16 protein-coding genes are annotated in these 18,906 nt (G+C 48.2%); 8 read left to right on the top strand and 8 right to left on the bottom strand.

Going from position 1 to position 18,906, the window contains the following annotated elements:
- Positions 1-20: 20 nt before the first annotated feature.
- Positions 21-374, bottom strand: a complete 354-nt coding sequence (locus B9Z32_RS14105; RefSeq protein WP_146179477.1) for a hypothetical protein — start codon at positions 372-374, stop codon at positions 21-23.
- Positions 375-591: 217 nt separating this feature from the next.
- On the opposite strand from B9Z32_RS14105, the gene B9Z32_RS09030 reads away from it, so the two are divergent.
- From B9Z32_RS09030 to B9Z32_RS09020, 3 genes are all read left to right on the top strand, one after another.
- Positions 592-828 (top strand): hypothetical protein, encoded by a 237-nt coding sequence (locus tag B9Z32_RS09030; protein ID WP_108421579.1) that lies wholly within the window; start codon positions 592-594, stop codon positions 826-828.
- Positions 825-1,394, top strand: coding sequence for a demethoxyubiquinone hydroxylase family protein (locus B9Z32_RS09025; RefSeq protein ID WP_233248215.1), 570 nt, complete (start codon positions 825-827; stop codon positions 1,392-1,394). Before B9Z32_RS09030 ends, B9Z32_RS09025 begins: the two co-directional genes overlap by 4 nt.
- Positions 1,395-1,480: 86 nt before the next feature.
- Positions 1,481-2,284 carry an ABC transporter substrate-binding protein gene (locus tag B9Z32_RS09020; RefSeq protein ID WP_369909863.1) on the top strand — a complete coding sequence of 268 codons (804 nt, stop codon included), beginning with the start codon at positions 1,481-1,483 and terminating at the stop codon, positions 2,282-2,284.
- Positions 2,285-2,291: 7 nt separating this feature from the next.
- Here B9Z32_RS09020 and B9Z32_RS09015 read toward each other — a convergent pair whose 3' ends face one another.
- Both B9Z32_RS09015 and B9Z32_RS09010 read right to left on the bottom strand, forming a co-directional pair.
- Complete coding sequence (locus B9Z32_RS09015; protein ID WP_108421116.1) at positions 2,292-2,723, bottom strand: BLUF domain-containing protein; 432 nt, start codon at positions 2,721-2,723, stop codon at positions 2,292-2,294.
- Positions 2,724-2,779: 56 nt separating this feature from the next.
- A complete protein-coding gene (locus tag B9Z32_RS09010) occupies positions 2,780-3,514 on the bottom strand; it encodes a class I SAM-dependent methyltransferase (RefSeq protein ID WP_108421115.1) in 735 nt (244 codons plus the stop codon).
- Between the two features lie 466 nt (positions 3,515-3,980).
- On the opposite strand from B9Z32_RS09010, the gene B9Z32_RS09005 reads away from it, so the two are divergent.
- Positions 3,981-4,931, top strand: coding sequence for a cyanophycinase (locus B9Z32_RS09005; RefSeq protein WP_108421114.1), 951 nt, complete (start codon positions 3,981-3,983; stop codon positions 4,929-4,931).
- Positions 4,932-4,941: 10 nt separating this feature from the next.
- Here B9Z32_RS09005 and B9Z32_RS09000 read toward each other — a convergent pair whose 3' ends face one another.
- The 3 genes from B9Z32_RS09000 to B9Z32_RS08990 form a co-directional block, all read right to left on the bottom strand.
- The gene (locus B9Z32_RS09000; RefSeq protein WP_108421113.1) at positions 4,942-6,498 is read right to left on the bottom strand and encodes an HAD-IB family phosphatase; all 1,557 of its coding nucleotides are present in this window, start codon (positions 6,496-6,498) and stop codon (positions 4,942-4,944) included.
- A gap of 122 nt (positions 6,499-6,620) precedes the next feature.
- Complete coding sequence (locus tag B9Z32_RS08995) at positions 6,621-7,874, bottom strand: putative Na+/H+ antiporter (RefSeq protein WP_108421112.1); 1,254 nt, start codon at positions 7,872-7,874, stop codon at positions 6,621-6,623.
- A gap of 244 nt (positions 7,875-8,118) precedes the next feature.
- Positions 8,119-10,200, bottom strand: a complete 2,082-nt coding sequence (locus tag B9Z32_RS08990) for a reductive dehalogenase domain-containing protein (protein ID WP_108421111.1) — start codon at positions 10,198-10,200, stop codon at positions 8,119-8,121.
- Positions 10,201-10,563: 363 nt separating this feature from the next.
- Here B9Z32_RS08990 and B9Z32_RS08985 point away from each other — a divergent pair, with 363 nt between their 5' ends.
- The 4 genes from B9Z32_RS08985 to B9Z32_RS08970 all read left to right on the top strand — a co-directional run bounded on the left by B9Z32_RS08985 (position 10,564) and on the right by B9Z32_RS08970 (position 16,689).
- The gene (locus B9Z32_RS08985) at positions 10,564-11,259 is read left to right on the top strand and encodes a glutathione S-transferase family protein (protein WP_108421110.1); all 696 of its coding nucleotides are present in this window, start codon (positions 10,564-10,566) and stop codon (positions 11,257-11,259) included.
- A 3-nt stretch (positions 11,260-11,262) separates the two neighbouring features.
- Positions 11,263-11,958: a haloacid dehalogenase type II gene (locus tag B9Z32_RS08980; protein WP_108421109.1), complete on the top strand. Its 696-nt coding sequence runs from the start codon at positions 11,263-11,265 to the stop codon at positions 11,956-11,958.
- Between the two features lie 535 nt (positions 11,959-12,493).
- Complete coding sequence (locus B9Z32_RS08975; protein ID WP_108421108.1) at positions 12,494-13,582, top strand: efflux RND transporter periplasmic adaptor subunit; 1,089 nt, start codon at positions 12,494-12,496, stop codon at positions 13,580-13,582.
- Positions 13,583-13,596: 14 nt separating this feature from the next.
- Complete coding sequence (locus B9Z32_RS08970) at positions 13,597-16,689, top strand: efflux RND transporter permease subunit (protein WP_108421577.1); 3,093 nt, start codon at positions 13,597-13,599, stop codon at positions 16,687-16,689.
- A gap of 602 nt (positions 16,690-17,291) precedes the next feature.
- Here B9Z32_RS08970 and B9Z32_RS08965 read toward each other — a convergent pair.
- Together B9Z32_RS08965 and B9Z32_RS14300 are read right to left on the bottom strand one after the other, a co-directional pair.
- On the bottom strand, positions 17,292-18,608 hold the full coding sequence (locus B9Z32_RS08965) for an NAD(P)/FAD-dependent oxidoreductase (RefSeq protein WP_108421107.1): 1,317 nt from the start codon (positions 18,606-18,608) through the stop codon (positions 17,292-17,294).
- A gap of 207 nt (positions 18,609-18,815) precedes the next feature.
- Positions 18,816-18,906: integrase core domain-containing protein (locus B9Z32_RS14300; protein ID WP_146179476.1), on the bottom strand; the 91-nt coding region annotated here is incomplete at its 5' end.

Below are 18,906 nucleotides of genomic sequence, written 5' to 3'. Positions count from 1 at the left end.
AGCGCAGGCACGGCCGAAGGTCAGGCCATTGGTTTTGGAGGACGTTCTAATCCGTCGGGATGCAACTGACACCTTGGAAGAGCACGCTCTAAAGAAGGTTGATCCGCTCCAGTAAGTCCTGGGCAACAAGCTTGGGGAGAAGGCAAGGCTGGAGAAAACTGACTTGCATCGGACAGAGCATGCAAGGTCGATGCTACAGAGTCATCCTCGTGAAAATCTTCAGCGTGATCATCATGGTGATGGGCAACACCTTGAAAGTGAAGTAAGGCGTGCTGTTCTTCGTTGGCGTGGGCCACAAGCGCATCAAATCCTGCAAAGGCCAGCGACTGCCAGCCCATGCAAAGGATTAGAAAGACTTTGACCAAATGCTTCATAGTTCTCGGAATGTACCAGTAATTTAAAGAAATTCCGCTTTAACGCCTATTACTAAATGGCGCATAGGTTAAATAGATTGGCATACTAAAAAATTCAAGTTTAGAGTGGAAAAACCAGAAGCCAATTCCCCACTCTTTGCTAGGGACAAATTCAGCAGCAAATGTCTTTGTTGTGGGCTGTTGAAATATGATGAAATTTCAACTTTTGGAGACCTCCATGAAACAACTTCTTATTGGTTCACTTGTTATGTTTTTTGCATCCACAGCATCAGCGCATGGTTGCCCTGGTGAGATGCGCACCATCGACGCAAAATTGCCAACTGCGACTTTGCCTGCAGCAGAAATGTCTAAAGTCAAAGCCTTGCGCGCAGAGGGTGAAAAGTTGCACAAGGAAGGCAAGCATACCGAGTCGATGAAAGCGCTGGCGGACGCCAAGAAATTGCTGGGCGTTTGAGAGCACAAATCTTTAACGCCAGCCACGTGGTTCTCGTTCCGGGAGACAAACTCCCGTCATGGGTTTTTGCTGATTTGCGTACCGACCACGCAGGCGAAGTTGGCGCAGTCTGTATTTATCAAGGTGTGCTCCAATTCTCTCGCGACCCGGAGTTGCGCGCCTTCGCTGAGCATCACCTAGCCACCGAGCAAAAGCACCTGCGTCTCATCTCTGGCTGGTTGCCTGCAGCTCAGTACAGTCGCTTACTTTCCCTGTGGCGGCTAGCCGGATTTCTAACCGGCGCCCTCCCCGCGCTGTTCGGCTCAAAGGCAGTTTACGCGACGATCGAGGCAGTCGAGACCTTTGTCAACCACCACTACGAAGATCAGATACGTGCGCTGGACTCGCAGCATGAACTCAGTGATCTGCGTCAGACCTTGCTCGATTGCCAAGCTGACGAAGTAGCTCACCGCGATGAGGTGGCTGCTGCACGGGGTCCAACTCGACCTAATTTGGTGCTTCGTGCCTGGTGTGCCATGGTGGGCACAGGCTCCAAGGCTGCGGTGTCCTTGATCCGCCATATTTGAATTACGTTTGGTGAAGGACATACATACGTTATGCCGAAGCGAATTACAGAATTTCAACCGAGTATCTGGTCTTACAAATTCTTTAAATGAAGTCCCTAGTACCACAACGTATCATCTGCATGACCGAAGAAACCACTGAGTGGTTGTACTTGCTGGGTCAGTCAGCACGCATCGTAGGTATCTCAGGTTACACGGTGCGGCCAAAAATCGCTCGCGCTGAAAAGCCACGTATCAGTGCCTTTACCAGTGCCAAGATCGACAAAATTCTGGCGCTAGAACCTGATTGCGTATTTGGCTTCTCTGATTTACAGGCGGATATTGCAGCCACATTGATACGTCATGGCGTGCAGGTCACTATTTTTAATCAACGCAGTGTGGATGAAATATTCACCATGCTGTACCAAGTGGCTGCCATGGTGGGGGAAGCTGAGCAGGGTTTGCAACGCATAAAAGAGATGCAACTTCATCTGCAAACCATCCAAACTGCAGCCAAATCTTTGGCGCGTCGTCCTCGTGTCTATTTCGAAGAATGGGATGAGCCGCCAATCAGTGCGATACGTTGGGTCTCAGAATTGACGGCGATAGCTGGAGGCGACGATTGCTTTCCTGAGTTAGCTCTGGAGTCACTGGGTAAAAACCGCATCATTGCCGACCCAATGGAGATTGTGAGTAGACAACCAGACATCATCATCGGTTCTTGGTGCGGAAAAAAATTCAATTCTCAACGAGTTGCTACACGTCCTGGTTGGCAAGATGTACCTGCTGTAAAAAACGGACAACTATTTGAAATCAAATCTGCTGACATACTGCAACCAGGTCCTGCTGCTTTGACCGATGGTGTCGATCAATTGCATCGCATCATCCTCCAATGGGCCGCTAAGCATGGATAAGCTCAAATCAATCGATCCATTTTCCGTAGCACAAGAAATCTCTGACTTCTGACATAGCAGCGTCCTCAGCTTGCAAAGCTTGATTTGCTATGTTTAAAAAACGCTGCTCATCAACCTCTATGGAAGCCATCGACCAGTCACTGAAGTCACGTGCCGTAATTGCATTGAATCTCAAAAGAAGAAAATCAGAATGTCGCGGGTCATTTTCGATGACTTTGAAGAGTGAATTGACGTTGGCTGCAGAGCCTTCAAGCACTTGAAGAAACCAACCTGAATGTGAAATCAAAACTCCCGTAATTTCGCGGGTAGGATTGTTACGCAGACATGTGGCCATTAATTTGTCGTATTCAGCACCCTGTATAAGTGAACGGCTTCGATACACCAATTGAATGAGTTGTTGATCAAGGGCTTGTATTGAATCGGTAAAAGAGGAAGTCATTTCTCAAACCTTTCGTGTCAAATCAATCGTGAAGTTAGTTAAACAGATACAGCTTGTCAATTACGTTTTCGAAATATCACGACGTGCTGCCAAGGCAAGGTACTAACCGTTCGCTCCCAATCCAGTGCAAAGACTTCAGCTTCTTTGCGAATTTGCGCTTCGCTCATCTTGTGCAACGGCTTGATGGGGACCTTGGGGTCTTCTGCTTTGTACTCCACAAAAACCATACGACCGCCCGTCTTTAAAGATTTCATCACACTGGTCATGACCTCGTAGGGAAAGGCCAATTCGTGGTACACATCCACCATCACTGCGAGATCCACTGAGCTAGCAGGCAGCTTAACGTCGTCAAATGAACTGAGCCTTGCCTCGATATTTGTTTGCCCTGTGCTTTTGATACTGTTTTCTAGCATACGCACCATCTCTGGCTGCACATCAACCGCCAATATCTTTCCGCCAGGCAAAACGGCTGGTGCCATGCGCCGCGTTAAGTAACCCGTGCCAGCGCCAATGTCTGCAACTACCATTCCGGGCTTCAGCGCAAGTGCTTTGAGTAATAAATCTGTTCGCTCCTCACGCTCACGTTCTTGCCGCTCGAGCCAAGGCGCGCCTTGCCATCCCATCACCCCAGAGATCTCACGGTCCATGTAGCGTTTGCCAATACCGTCTGTACTTGCAGGAGACGCGGTATAGCGCGAACTGATGCTAGCAGTCTGAGCAAGCGTCAAACCTGTTGCCATCGATGCAATCGACAAAATCAAAATTAAACGCAATGATTGAATGGAGATCATTGTTTTACGTGCCTCGCCAATTCGGCGCAGTGGTTTTTCATTAGGATGGGTAAAGTTTGCAAGTTTAGATCAGCCATAAAACCTTTTGGATTCATGGATAGCGAGTTCACCCCTTACATCTACAAGCGCCAAGCCAAGCGTCTAACTTTTTACAGTGCAAAGTGACAGCGCTGAGTGCAAAATCAACGAAATTACTGGCGAAACTGTAATTTACAGTTTTCATCCAATTACACGAAATATTACACGTTTGCTATTTTCTTTTGTAAGTCATTGATTTATATTGACTTTTGAGGAGCCTGGCTTTCTGTTAATCAGAGATTCTCAGGTCAAAACATAGAGCGAGGTGAATGCCTATTTTTTTTCAGTCATGGCACGCTTTGTTTTACGGGCGATGGCTAATCATCAATTTAGCTGTCACCATAGGGTGAAATAATGACACTCCAGCTACCCAATTAACAAACTATAAATGACGCCGAATTTCATTACTAGACGAAACTTTGCGCAATTGTCTGTAGCTGCAGGCTTATTTTCTATTCTTCCGCCCAGCTATAGCAAAAGCAACGTGAACGGAAAATTATTGATCATTGGAGGCGCTGAAGATCGCCTCAATGAACGCGTCATCTTAAAAAAATTCATAGAGTTATCTGGCGGAAATCAAGCCAAACTTAAATTCATTCTTGCAGCCAGCAGTGAGCCTTCATCTGTATGGTCCAGCTATTCAAATGTATTTAAAAATCTTGGCGCAACAAACGTAGAGCCAATTGCGCTGCTATCGAGAGAAGATGCATACAACCCTGATGTGGTATCGAATCTTCTCACTGCAGACGGAATATTCATGACGGGTGGTGACCAGAGTAGATTAATGGCAGAGCTATGGGAAACTCCTGCCTTTCGAGCTATTCATCAAGTTTTTCATTTGAATGGGATTTGCATAGCCGGAACCAGTGCTGGTGCAGCTGTTATGTCACGTCAAATGATCGCACAAGGACAAGCTCCAATCATTACCGAGAAAGATGTTGTTTCATTTGACATAGGCTTGGGGTTAGTCAGCATGGCCATCATTGATCAGCATTTTTCACAGCGCAGACGCCTAACGCGGTTGCTGTCTGCATTAGCTCAAAGGCCCGACTTACTTGGCGTTGGAATTGACGAAAATACAGGACTTGTCATCACAGTCAATGAATCCATAGAAGTCATTGGAGATGGTTCTGTGACTATCTTGGATGGCAGAGAAATGATTTCAAATTACGAGGAAATCGAAGCCCAAGAAAAGCTAGAACTGCTTGGAGTCAAAATGCATTTACTGCCAAGTGGAAGTAGCTATAACGTAAATGCCTATCGAGCAGACGAAAAACGAGTCGCATCACTTTTGAATGCCATCAAATATTTAGTGCTTCCTGGGCCTGCTCGAATTTAAATTCGAACTTTCAAACGCTGGGCTGAACCACGAGCTCATGATTGGGAAGCATTGCCAACAGCTCTTCAAACGATTCGATTTGAGTAATGAACGGCTCATTGCGCAATATGGGAGACTTTGGATCAATGGCAAATGCTCGGTCCGCCAGTTGCATCAACTGAAGGTCATTGATGTTGTCACCAATAACCCACGTCAGATTGATAGCTGGGAGCGTAGGGTCGGTTAAGAAGCAGCGAAGCACGTTGCTTTTACAAACGCCTGAACTCTTATTTTGAGGGTTATAAAAGGCTGGATTAATTCGAATTTCTCCTGCGCAAACATCGTTATCAAATCTGATCGTGTGTGCCATTGCAAAGTCTGCAAATATCCTTCTCCGGACGATTTCAGCTGCTACAAAGTAGCTATCGCTGACCAAGCCAACCATGAACCCACGTCTGCGCATTTGATTGACAAATTCAATCACGCCAGATCGAAGAGTCATGTCATGAGCTACCTGTTCGAACTTCTTCTTGTGAATGTACTGAAAGAGCTTTGCGATTTTATCGCTGCGGGTCGCCGAGTCACCACCGTTGTCATCTAGCATTTGAATCAGCGCTGATTCTTGGCCGATAGCACGTGCAAGTTCTAGGGCATAACGCGATTTGGTGACCGTACCGTCCATGTCGATCAGTAAAAGACGCTGCCTTGCCTTGCGCCGGGTCAGCACATAATCAATACCTGATGCAGCCTGACGTTGAGACTCGTACATGGCAGCAACTTGCTCTACATGCAGACGACCTGCAGTTTTGGCTCGCGCAAAAATAACCCGCCCAACCTCGTTGGCCATCAAACTCAAGTCATGAAGCGGCTGACTATCATGATCAAGAGATCCGATATCGACTTCTGCCAGCTTGGCACTTAAAAGATGGGCGTCTAACAATAGGCCAACATCCACACCATAACCATCCTCGAAACTGAGTGCCTGTAGCAAAGGTTTCCTTGCTGCAATGATGCCCCCCAAAGGCTGCGAAAAATGGGCAACCTCTGGAAAGAAAATTTTCAGCATGGGCTTAGCAGTCAATTCTGTGACGCGACCACCCCCTCGACCAAATTTTGCTTTCACAAAGTCTGCTTCACCACGAAGAATGGGGGCACAAAGGTCAGTGATGATGCCGCTTCGAAGTCCCGTCAAGTCACCATCCAAATACACCAACACATTAGACTGAGCCGGTGCGACGCCATCGTGCATTGAAGCGCCCTTGCCCAACATGCTGCTGATCATCACTTTTGCACCCGCAAGCCGTGCCAGCTCGGCCGTGCCATCTATGGAGCTGTCATCAACCACGATCACTTCTGCTGTAGCTGGGTCAGACAAGGCGAAAGCCACTACTTCAGAGATACGCTTTGCCTCATTAAGTGCGGGTATGACGACTGTTGCATACGCCTTGAGGCTGATTGCAACAGGTTGGAAAATGAGAGTTTCGGTTGTGTTGGACTGATGCTCTGATGAGAAATTGCCAATGAATAAGCGCGCTTTTTCCGCTACCCATCGCAAAATGCTGGACAACCATTTGAATGAATTTGTCATTTAGGACTCCTTAAATTGGGTGCCGCACTACGACAAAGTATCAATGTACGCGAAGTTACTCCGTTTGCTTCAACTTAATAGGAATCAAGCAAAACTCTCAAAAATTTTGACTTTGCTCTGTTTCACAACAATCTGAATGCCATCGCCGCCACAATCGTTGGGGGAATTGCTGCTAACAGCAATTTACCCGCGCTCACAACGCCTTCGTCAAACTTGCCTTTTAGGATCGCGACGCCAGCTGGGTTTGGGGCGTTAGCTATGACAGTAAGCCCCCCGCCAGTCACGGCACCAGCCACAATGGCCACCTTGAACTCATCGCTCAGGCCAGGCACCAAAGAAGCGAGATAGGTCAGTGCTGCGTTGTCTGTAATTGCGGTCAACGCAGTGGCACCATAGAAAACTGCGTCGGCGCTTAGTCCCATGAGCAGTGGCTGAAGCCACCAAGACTGCTGACCACCCAGAACCACCAAACCGGCAAGAAAAAACGCGACCAGCAAAGCTTCGCGAAGAATCAGGCGATCTTGATTCACGGCATAGGCACTGGCGAAGCCAATGAAAAATAGCAGTAAGCCCATGAAAACCACAGGGTGGTGTGCGAAAAGGACTATTGCAAGCAAAAAAACCAAGTGAATCGCCACCATGATCGGAGGGACCGTCAAGCGAGCAACGGCGGGCTCACCAAGGCTAAGCAGTTCTCGTCTCATGAAAAGAGTCACAAGGACAGCATTGACAAGGACTGCAATCGCTGCCTTCCAGCCGAAGGTCTGGAGCATGAAACTCAGATCCCATTGCCATGTGGACGCAACCATCAACACAGGCGGTGCGGCAAAAGGAGTCAATGTTCCACCTATGGAAATATTGACGAACAGCACCCCCAAAGTGGCGTACTTCAAGCGCTCGCTTACCCGTGCGGAAAACACAGAGTCACGCAGCATGAGCGCTGCAAGTGTCATGGCCGCAGGCTCTGTGATTAACGAGCCCAGCAACGGTACCACTGACAGCAGGAGAAAGTAATTGACCATTGCCGTAGGCAAAGGTGCTAGGCGTGCAATCTGTTGTACTAGCCCACCGCAAGCTTGCAGGATCGGTCGTGTACCTGCTACCACCATGATGGCAAAAACAAAAAGCGGCTCAGTGAAATTGCGCGAATCGAGGTATTCGAGCGTGTGTACCTTGCCAGCTAAAGTAAACATGGCTATTGCCAGCACCATCGCCCAAAGCCCAAATACCACCTCGACTTCACCAAGTAGGTGCCAGATGCCGGCATGCCGCGGGTTTATGTGTGCCAGATGTTCAAAGTACTTAGTGCTGAAGGTATGCAACACGGACATTGCGAAGATGGCAGCCGCGATCCAGGGCAGGAGGGGGTGGTTCATAAATGGGTCTCCAACGGCCAAAGCCGTGCAGTGAGGCGGCCCGACCTTCACCCAACCTGACACATAAGAATCTATATGCCACCCTGAACAACATTCTAACTTGATTTACAAATTTTCAATGATTAATTCTCTAACTTCATTAGCTGACGCAAATGTCATCTAGACTTATTCTTCAGTTAAGACTTAATCCTTTGTCTACTGATTCGGCGCAATGCCATTCTGGAATTTAGTTTTCTTTCCATCATTATTTTTGCCGCTTTTTAGCTTGATTGGGTTTTTCGGCATTGGCGTATGCCTTCAGTCCAGCTTCACGATCAAGCGGCACGGTGCTTGAAGCGGTGGTACCCATAGGCGGTTGCAAGCTGGGCGGGAAAAATGCCAACTTTTGAGTTTGAGCAAGTTTATGGGTTCGATCTAAATCTAAATCACGCTCGTTCACACCGCCAGGAGTAACGCACACGCCGTTGATGATTTCCAAATCCAACCACCATCGCTTAACGGGATTGCGCATGCCTGCGCCAATTTGATCGTCATAATCAATAAGCGCTCGACGAGCACTAGGAACTCGAATTGAAAGTTCTAAAAGACGAGACGATTCAACCAAGTCTTCTCTGTTGTATGGACAGGTTTTCATACACCGTCCACAGGCCGATCCCTTCATATTGGTTAATCGGTACTTGCCACATTTTTCAACATCAGGTTTCCATATTTCATAACCATTGAACATGACCTTGGGCCCAAATGGAATGGCGTTGCATGGACATTCGCGTGCGCACTTCATGCACATGTTGCAGACCGATTGCAATCCAAAATCGATAGGCTGGTCAAATGCCAAAGGCAAATCGGTGGTGAGTAAAACACTCTTTGATCGTGGCCCAATGAATGGGTTTAAAACCAATTCGCCGATGCGAGAGAGCTCGCCTAAGCCGGCCAATAAAGTAGCTGGAATGTGCAAGATATCTGATTCTGCGTTGGTGTGTGAACGCGAGGAATAGCCCAATCGGCGCAAATGAGCACCCATGACTCCCGCTATGAATGCACCTCGCATATAGCCCCGCATAGATTGCGCACCTGAAATCCAATCATCGCCTGAGGCTCCTTCCATGGTTTCAAATCCTTGGTCAAGCAACATGACAACACAGTGCTTGTGAGTGGGTTCAATCGGCTTTCCTAGCTGCGCTTCATGTGAATAAAACATCCAAGGCTCTGCTTCACATATGCCAACCAAATCAGCGCCTAAAAAATACGCCAAGGCTTTGATGGACTCTGCGTTTCTTTGGGCATCCGACAACGCTCCATTTGTTTCTGCAGGCACAAGCCGCTCGTATGTACCCTGCAATGGCACCATGTTGCGGATCAAGGGCGTCATGGCAAACGCTAAAGGATGTTTTGTGGCAAAGCGCATGCGCTGCACCTTGGCTTTTTCACCTAAATCGCCGGCCAATGCGCGCGTGAATAAATCGGCACGCTTGCTATTGCGAATGATTTCCTCACGCAAGATCAGCGTTGTCGGTTCTGGCACTCGCTTCAATGTTTCCATGGGGTAACGTCCCCAATGCAGAGGGCGCAGTTCGGCTTCCGACTCAGCCCATCCAGGACGAGTGCCGTGTTTGCCCATGTAAGCGCCGGAATCTGGCCAACCCAAAGAGGCATTGGGTGCTATTGGAAGATCAATTTCCAATGGCAAATCGGTGCTGATCGCAGCCAACGCAAAGCCGCAATTTAAAAAAGGCATTTTGAGCAAGCCGTTTTCAGATCTAGCAATGCCAGCGCGTTGCGCCAAAGCTTCTAGGTTTAAAAGTGTATTGCCGGCCACGTGGCCGCGCGCGCCATAACCCAATGCTCGAACATAACCCGCTAGTACAACGGCCACTTCGCTTGCGCGCGCATTTGTTCGGGCTTTGTTACTGCCATGAATCCAAGTGGCACCAGGCTGATCTGATTGAGGCTCGCGGCTGAACTCAATGAGAAAAATCAATACATGGGTGTGTTTAGGCGCGTCTTTAGAAAAATCAGAGTGCTCAATAGCGCACACACCCGCTAGCGTTGCATCTAAAAAATAGGCACTGGCTTTGAGGTTTTTGCTTCGAATGCTTAAATCGTCAGGCAAGGGTGCGCGGGCAATGGCCGTCTCACCATCCAAGTACTGCTCAAAAAGCTTTTGATATGTTGCCAAGGCCTCGTTTAACGAGTGCGGCCCAGCAGGATATTGATCTTTAGATACTGCAGCTTGGATTTCTGGAGCATGGGCATCTCGCGCTAGCAATTCAGTGGGCAAATCTCCCATGTCGAAGTGCCGAGATCGATTTGAAAATAAACGTGTCATGAATTACAACATCATCAAAGAAAAATATGTCCTCTTATACAGTGTCTGTGTATTCACCACGCGCTGGATAATTATTTGCTAAAGCGAAGTCTATCCATTTGTATGAATTGCAAATTGATATTTTGGAATTGTTTCATTAAATACGAGATACTGCAATGCGTTCTAGTTTGACACTCATTCAGTGAGGGCTCATGTTTTCAAAAATTGCTTCCATCGCACTTCCCGTGAAATTTCAGGTGGAGCCCAACAAGGTTGCCTCCACCGTTATCGTTGGACATTTGTTGAGTCTGGCTTTTCTGCCTCTTGGTATTTGGCTGGCATTCGTTTAAATTCTTTTCACCCCTAAGCACAAAGGCATCTGACATGATCAAGTTCTATTTCCACCCCTCCCCCAATCCTTTGAAGATTGCTCTTTACCTTGAAGAGACTGGTGAGCCCTACGAGATCATCCCAGTGGATACGCGCAAAGGCGAACAACACTCAAATGCATTCAAGGCCATCACTCCCAATGCAAAGACGCCTGCCATGCTGGACGATGATGTTCGTGTACTTGACAGCAATGCAATGCTAATTTATTTGTCAGAAAAGATTGGCAAGTTTGTTCCAGCGGACACACCAAAGAACAAAGCTGAAATGTATTCATGGCTTATGTTTGTTGCTACGGGCATTGGTCCTTACTGTGGTCAAGCCGTTCACTTCAAACACTTCGCACCAGAGCCCAAAGAATACGCGGTGAATCGTTATGACTTTGAAGCATGGCGTCATTGGCACCTTATTAATGACCACTTGGCAAATCAGCCTTACATGATGGGTAATGAGTACACCATTGTGGACATGTCGGTTTGGGGCTGGGCTCGCGTTGCGCCCTTTGTGCTAGGTGCTGAAGCATGGGAAAAACTGCCACACGTCAAGCGTTTGCTTGATGAAATCAACGCGCGTCCTGCAGCGCAACGAGCAGAAGCCTTGAAGACGAAGTTTTCTTTCAAAACTGAGATGGATGAAGACGCTCGCAAAAAGCTCTTTCCATCTAACGAGCGCCTTAAAGCTGCAGGGGCTTGAGCAATGAAAATCAAAGCCGTTGTTTTTGATGCCTATGGCACCTTGTTTGATGTTTACTCAATCCAAGTCTTGGCTGAAAGCTTTTATCCAAGTCAAGGTGCTGATATAGCCATTAAGTGGCGCGACAAGCAAATTGAGTACACAAGGTTGATTACGCAGTCAGATCCACACAACGTCTCTGGCAGCCAATACTTCCGCCCATTTTGGGAGCTTACTCGCTTGTCATTGGAGTACACATTGGACCGACTCAAGCTAGACCGTCAATCTGGACAGGTTGAAAAACTGATGCAGCAATACGCTCACCTGACGCCATTTGCTGAAAACTTGGCGGTTCTCCAAAAGATTAAAGCCAAAGGCCTCACGACTGCCATCCTCTCAAATGGCAGTGTGGATATGCTGACTTCAGCAGTCAAGAGTGCTGGTATGGAAGATGTTTTAGACCATGTCATTTCAGTCGATCCGATTCGACTATTTAAGACTTCTCCAGAAAGTTACGCATTGGTTCAAGAAACTATTCCCGTAAAAAAAGATGAAGTGCTTTTTGTATCCAGCAACGCATGGGATGCATTGGGTGCCACTTGGTTTGGATTTACAACGCACTGGGTCAATCGACAAGGTTTGCCTTTTGAAGCTTTGACACCCAAGCCGCATTTTTCTGGCGCTGACCTCAATTCAGTATTGAGCTCATTAAACCTTTGAGCAACCCACGAACTACAAATTGATAACACGAGGCATGACACGGTTTTCAATTCCGGTGCTGCTCAATATGCCCAGTTCTGTGTTCGCGCATGGCGTCGAACTTCGGCCCCAACTGATTTAAGCCCCGCGCCTGGCTTCAAACTTTCACCTGCATAATGACGCAGACAATTGCAAATTTGACTGTTTTGGCTGGAAAGTTACATTATGTAACTTTTGGGGTTATTACACGAAATATTACACGTTTATCAAAAAAACTTATAAGTCGTTGATATATATGGTTTTTTGAGGAGCCTGGCTTTCTGTTAATCAGAGGTTTTGTGGTCAAAGCTTAGGCCAAGTAGTCACCTAAAAAGCATAGCCTTACGCGCTGCTTTTTGCTTTTTAACTCAGAACACTTTGGGACTTATACCTTGCCAACACACTTACTAAACAGAAATCATGAATGTCAATCGATTTAGGGAAATACGGTATCGATTTTTTTGTTTAATTGCCTTCGCTTCTACAATTAATTGCATTGAAAAAAAGCGAGAAATATATGAAAGCAGTATTGTGTACTTTAATCGTGACATTTCCTTTTTTTGTCGAAGCGGCTAACGACACAAGCAAAGGATCAGTGCAGGCAACTAAACCTGCGCTCTCAGTCAATGTTACAAAGCCCACAAAGCTAGAAATCAGCCAGCAAGTCATCGCAAATGGTTCTCTCGCTGCTTGGCAAGAAGCGATCATTAGTGCTGAAGCCAATGGGTTAAAGATCACTGAAGTGCGCGTCAATGTGGGAGACCGCGTCAAGCAAGGTGATGTCATTGCCGTTTTGCAGTCTGACATTGTGCGAGCAGAGCTGGCACAAGTTGAGGGCAGCTTAGCCGAAGCTATCGCCAATGCTTCAGAAGCCCGGGTGCAAACTGATCGAGCGAAATCGCTTCAAGTGCAAGGGTTTTTTAGCAACGCTCAGCTAAGCCAAGCACTTGCCACCGATGCCATTGCTCAGGCACGTGTTCAATCGGCACGCGCTGCAGTTCAATTACAAACCGTTCGACTTTCGCAGACCCAAGTAAAGTCACCCGATGCTGGCGTGATTTCCAATCGACAAGCGACCATTGGTAGCGTTGTCAATTCTGGCACGGAGCTATTTCGACTTATTAGGCAAGGTCGTCTCGAATGGCGTGCAGAAGTCACTGCATCTGATATTGGCCGCATTAAAGTTGGCGCGCAAGTCAAAATTACAGCGGCCAGCGGACAAGTGTTGCAAGGCAAGGTTCGCATGGTAGCCCCTTCAGTGGATGCGCAAACACGCAATGCCTTGGTGTATGTCGACTTGACAGATCAAATTGGATCAGCACGAGCGGGTATGTATGCCAAGGGTGAAATCTTACTCGGCCAAAGCAAGGCCATGACCGTCCCTCAAACCGCTGTCGTTTTACGCGATGGTTTCAGCTACGTCTACACAGTTGGAGCTGATCAAAAAGTGACACAGACCAAAGTTCAAACGGGACGTTTGAGCGGTGACCGACAAGAGATACTCAGCGGTATCAATTCAGATGATCAGGTGGTCGTTAGCGGAGGTGCTTTTCTAAATTCAGGCGATACAGTGCGCGTGGTGAATCAAGCTCCTTTGGCCAAATAAAGGGGACCACTGTGTTGAATGTATCCTCATGGTCGATCCGCAACCCTATTCCAGCGGTCATGCTTTTTGTTCTGCTGACGGTGGCAGGCTTCATAGCCTTTGGTTCAATGAAAGTGCAAAACTTTCCAGATCTTGATCTACCCACTATTACGGTGAATGCCAGCTTGCCCGGCGCAGCCCCCACCCAGCTAGAAACCGATGTGGCCCGCAAGCTTGAAAATGCTTTGGCGCCCTTGCAAGGTTTGAAACACATCACCACCAAAGTACAAGACGGTACCGTGTCCATCACGGCCGAGTTTCGAATGGAAAAGCCCGTGCAAGAAGCAGTGGACGATGTGCGCTCAGCCATCCAAAGTGTTCGCGCCGATTTGCCAGGCGAATTGCGCGATCCCATTGTTCAAAAAATCAACCTCGCTGGCACGCCAGTACTGGCCTACACCCTGCGATCAAACCGCATGGATGACGAGGCCTTGTCTTGGATGGTCGACAAGGAGATTACCCGCAAACTCTTGTCCTTGCGTGGCGTAGGCGCAGTAAACCGAGTCGGCGGAGTCACGCGCGAAGTGCACATTTCGCTTGACATTAACCGCTTGCAGGCGTTGGGTATCACCGCGGCTGAAGTGTCGCGCCAACTCAAACAAATTCAACAAGAAGGCTCTGGTGGGCGAATGGACTTGGGCGTTGGCGAGCAGGCTGTACGCACCTTGGCTACGGTCAAAACCGCACAAGAGGTCGGCCAAATTGAGCTGGCCACATCCCGTGGCGCACGCGTGCGCTTGGACCAAGTAGCCAAGGTCAGCGACACCTTAGCGGCACCTCGTTCTGCTGCCAGTCTGAATGGAACACCCGTGGTAGGTTTTGAGGTGGTCCGCAGCAAAGGTGAAAGCGAAGTGGCCGTGGGACACTTGGTGCGCAAAGCATTAGCAGATTTTCAAATTCAACATCCAGACGTCGAAATCACCGAGTCTTTTGATTTTGTGACGCCTGTTGAAGAAGAATATTCCAGCTCTCTGATCTTGCTGTACGAAGGGGCAATATTGGCAGTGCTGGTGGTCTGGCTGTTTCTGCGTGACCTGCGAGCCACTTTTGTTTCAGCCGTTGCATTGCCCTTGTCGGTCATCCCTGCTTTCATTGGAATGGCGTATTTGGGCTTCTCAATCAATGTGGTCACGCTGCTCGCCTTGTCTTTGGTCATTGGCGTACTGGTAGATGATGCCATTGTGGAAGTAGAAAATATCGTGCGTCACCTGAGGATGGGAAAAACGCCTTACCAAGCGGCCATGGATGCGGCTGATGAAATTGGCTTGGCCGTGATCGCCACCACCTTTACTTTGATCGCCGTATTCTTGCCCACAGCCTTTATGTCAGGCATTCCGGGAAAGTTTTTCAAGCAATTTGGTTGGACAGCTTCGCTTGCAGTTTTTGCCTCGCTGGTAGTGGCACGGGTGCTCACCCCCATGATGGCGGCTTACATGCTCAAGCCCATCGTGACCCCCGAAAAAGAGCCAAGATGGCTGACCCACTACATGGTTTGGGTGGCATGGTGTATGAAGCATCGCGTTGTGACCATGGTCATGGCGACGCTGTTTTTTATTGGCTCCATCATGCTGGTGCCTTTATTGCCGCAAGGCTTTATTCCGCCCGACAACAATTCGCAAACCCAGGTCTATGTTGAGTTGCCCCCAGGATCAACGCTTGAGCAAACCCAGGCCAGCGCCGAGCAAGCTCGAACCCTTTTGGCATCGATAAAAGATGTGCAGAGTGTCTACACCACCATCGGTGGTGGCAGCGCAGGCTCTGACCCATTCGCAGGTAGCGGCGCTGCCGAAGTTAGAAAAGCCACCCTGACCATTCAACTGACCGAGCGCAGTCAACGTCCGCTTAAGCAGCAAATTGAAAACGACATTCGTCAGGCGCTGCAACAGTTGCCTGGCGTGAGAACCAAGGTGGGATTGGGCGGCTCTGGTGAGAAATACGTTTTGGTGCTCACAGGCGATGACCCGCAGGCCTTACAAACTGCAGCCATGGCAGTCGAAAATGACTTGCGCACCGTCAATGGCTTGGGCTCTATTGCGTCTACCGCCAGCCTTGTGCGCCCAGAAATCGCTGTGCGCCCCGACTTTGCAAAGGCTGCTGATTTGGGCGTGACCAGCGCAGCCATCAGCGACACCTTGCGCGTAGCCACCTTGGGTGATTACGACGCGGCCTTGCCCAAGCTCAACTTGTCTCAGCGGCAGGTGCCCATTGTGGTCAGGCTAAGCGACGATGCGCGCAAAGACTTGGGCGTGCTTGAGCGCTTAATCATCCCAGGCAGCAAAGGTCCCGTCATGCTTGGCCAAGTAGCCAGCATAGAGCTTGCAAGCGGGCCAGCGGTGATTGACCGGTACGATCGCCAACGAAATGTCAATTTTGAAATTGAACTCTCTGGTATGCCCTTAGGGGATGTGACGCAGGCGGTTCAAAAGCTACCTTCGTTACAAAGTCTGCCACCGGGCGTGAAAGTGGTTGAGGTGGGAGATGCCGAGGTCATGGGTGAGTTGTTTGCAAGTTTTGGTCTGGCAATGACAATTGGCGTGTTGTGCATATACATCGTACTTGTGCTGCTTTTCAAAGGCTTTTTACACCCGCTTACTATTTTGGCGGCGCTGCCACTTTCTCTGGGTGGCGCGTTTGTTGGCTTATTGATTGCTCAAAAGAGTTTTTCGATGCCATCACTCATTGGCTTGATCATGCTGATGGGTATTGCTACCAAAAACTCCATCTTGCTGGTGGAGTACGCCATTGAAGCGCGGCGTGGCAAACCAGCGGAAGGGAGCAATCCTGCTGTACCCGGCATGAGCCGCTGGGACGCCATGATTGATGCTTGCCACAAACGAGCGCGCCCAATTGTGATGACCACCATTGCCATGGGAGCGGGCATGCTGCCTATTGCTCTAGGTTGGGGAGCGGCCGATACCAGTTTTCGCTCACCCATGGCAATTGCCGTTATTGGTGGACTCATCACCAGCACCGTTCTAAGTTTGCTGGTCATTCCAGTTGTATTCAACTACTTGGATGATCTAGGGCAGTGGGTCACGCGTATTTACGCACGCCTAAAAAAGAATTAGCCAACCTACATGCTTCAAAAGCGCCAATTAGCAACCAACTGTCGTGTAAAACAAGAAAGGATGACCACTACTAGCCAGTAGCACGGTTAACCCGCTGAAAGCAAAACTGATTCAATGGAGCAATCATTTTGATGAAGATTTGATTTTCACGTCTTCTAACTTTTCCAAAAACAAGCGCGAGTCCTAAGGCTAGGCTTCTAACTTTCGGTCTGACACCTTAAGCTGCTGAGTGCAAAATCTACGAAATTGCTGGCGAAACTGTAATTTACAGTTTTCGTTCAATTACACGAAATATTACACGTTTGCCATTTTCAGCTATAAGTCATTGATTTATATGAGTTTTTGAGGAGCCTGGCTTTCTGTTAATCCGTAGGTCCCTGGTTCGAGCCCAGGTCGAGGAGCCAATAAACAAGGGGCTTATAGCCCCTTTTTTATTTTCTGGACTTCTCAGGGCACATACTGGAGACATCTTTTACAGTTTGTACCGGTCACATTTTTAACACTCTGGGTCAAAACGGATTGGGGCCTGACTCCAGAGGGCAACTGACCGTATCGAAGTAATCCACCCATAGCGTTTGAGTACCACTCAAACGTCCAGCTTATCAATGCAACTTGACGGTTGGGTTAGCCTGCTTTGTCAGCATCCTGGCTAGCGTGTAAAGAGCAGTCTTTAAAAACCCATGAATGGTGAGTTCATGAAGCTTGTACAAAGACAAATACATCAGCTTGGCAAAAAAACCTTCGATCATCAAGTTTTTGCCTATGACGCCACCCATCATGTTGCCCACTGTGCTGAACTTTCCAAGAGACACCAATGATCCAAAGTCTTTGTAGTGATATGGCTTGAGTGGTTTTTCAGCAAGCCGTCTTTGAATTTGGCGGTACATGTGGGTTGCTTGTTGATGGGCGGCTTGCGCTCTAGGGGGAACAATTCCTGCGCGTCCGCCCTCTTCATCTGTGCAGGGACAAGCAGCGCAATCACCTAATGCAAAAATATCTGAATCAAGAGTAGATTGCAAAGTACTTTGAACCACAATTTGGTTCAATTTGTTCGTCTCCAAGCCGCCAAAATTCTTCAGAAAATCGGGTGCCTTAACACCGGCGGCCCATACAACCAATTGAGACTCAATCAATTGGCCATCTGACAGGCGAATACCGTTTGGCATTACCTCCATCACCTTGGAGTTTGTAAGGACCTTCACGCCCAATTTGCTAATGAGCTGCTCCGTCGCATGTGAGAGCCTAGGATTTAAAGCAGGCAAGATTCTGTCTGCCGCTTCTATGAGGCTAATTTTTAAATCCTTGTCTGTATCAATACCACTCAAGCCAAAAGCCACCACCTCACGTGTGGTTCTATGCAGCTCAGCGGCTAGTTCTACACCAGTTGCACCAGCGCCAATAATCACGACATGAAGCTGACTTTGATCAATCAGTTCAGATTGATGATGCGCGCGGATACATGCGTTAACCATTTTTGAATGAAACAGCTTGGCATCCGTTTGATTTTCCAACTTAAGAGCATATTCCTTCACGCCTTGCGTTCCAAAATCATTGCTCAGGCTACCAATGCAAATGACCAAAGTGTCATATTCAATTTTTTGCACAGGCGTGACAGGGGCATTTTCGGCATCCAAGTAAGGGGCTAAGTCAATGGTTTTACTCAATCGATCCAAGCCCCTGAGCTCTCCAATCCTGAAAATAAAATGATTCCAGTGGGCATGAGCCATGTAATCAACTTCGTGATCACCAAAATCCATACTGCCTGATGCAATTTCGTGAAGCTTAGGCTTCCAAATATGGGTTCGATTTTTATCGACCAAAGTGACACTGACATCTTTATTTCGTCGATATGCCTTGCCAAGACGCGTCGCAAGCTCAAGACCCCCAGCACCACCGCCCACGATTACAATTTTATGCATCTGAAATTATGTTAAGAAGTCACATGTTCGCGGTGCTCTGAAAGCAAAACGACCATTAAGTATTGGGAAACCAGGCTACGGCCTCAAGATTAGAAAGTGTTGTAACTATAAACTTCTTTCAAATATTCACGATTGCACCCTTTTCGGACTTTAAATAATCATGATCCATTTTGGTCTTGACCCTGTATTCCAGTACCGCCGGTATGTTTAAGTTACCGATCTTTTCTCCCTGAACAGCGTTGGTGGCAAGTAGCCAAGTGCACTGTGCGGGTGATACGAATTGTAGTCATTGAACCAA

This window comes from Limnohabitans sp. MMS-10A-178, from assembly GCF_003063375.1.
Classification (GTDB): domain Bacteria; phylum Pseudomonadota; class Gammaproteobacteria; order Burkholderiales; family Burkholderiaceae_C; genus Limnohabitans_A.
This window is presented reverse-complemented; position numbering and strand designations above follow the sequence as displayed.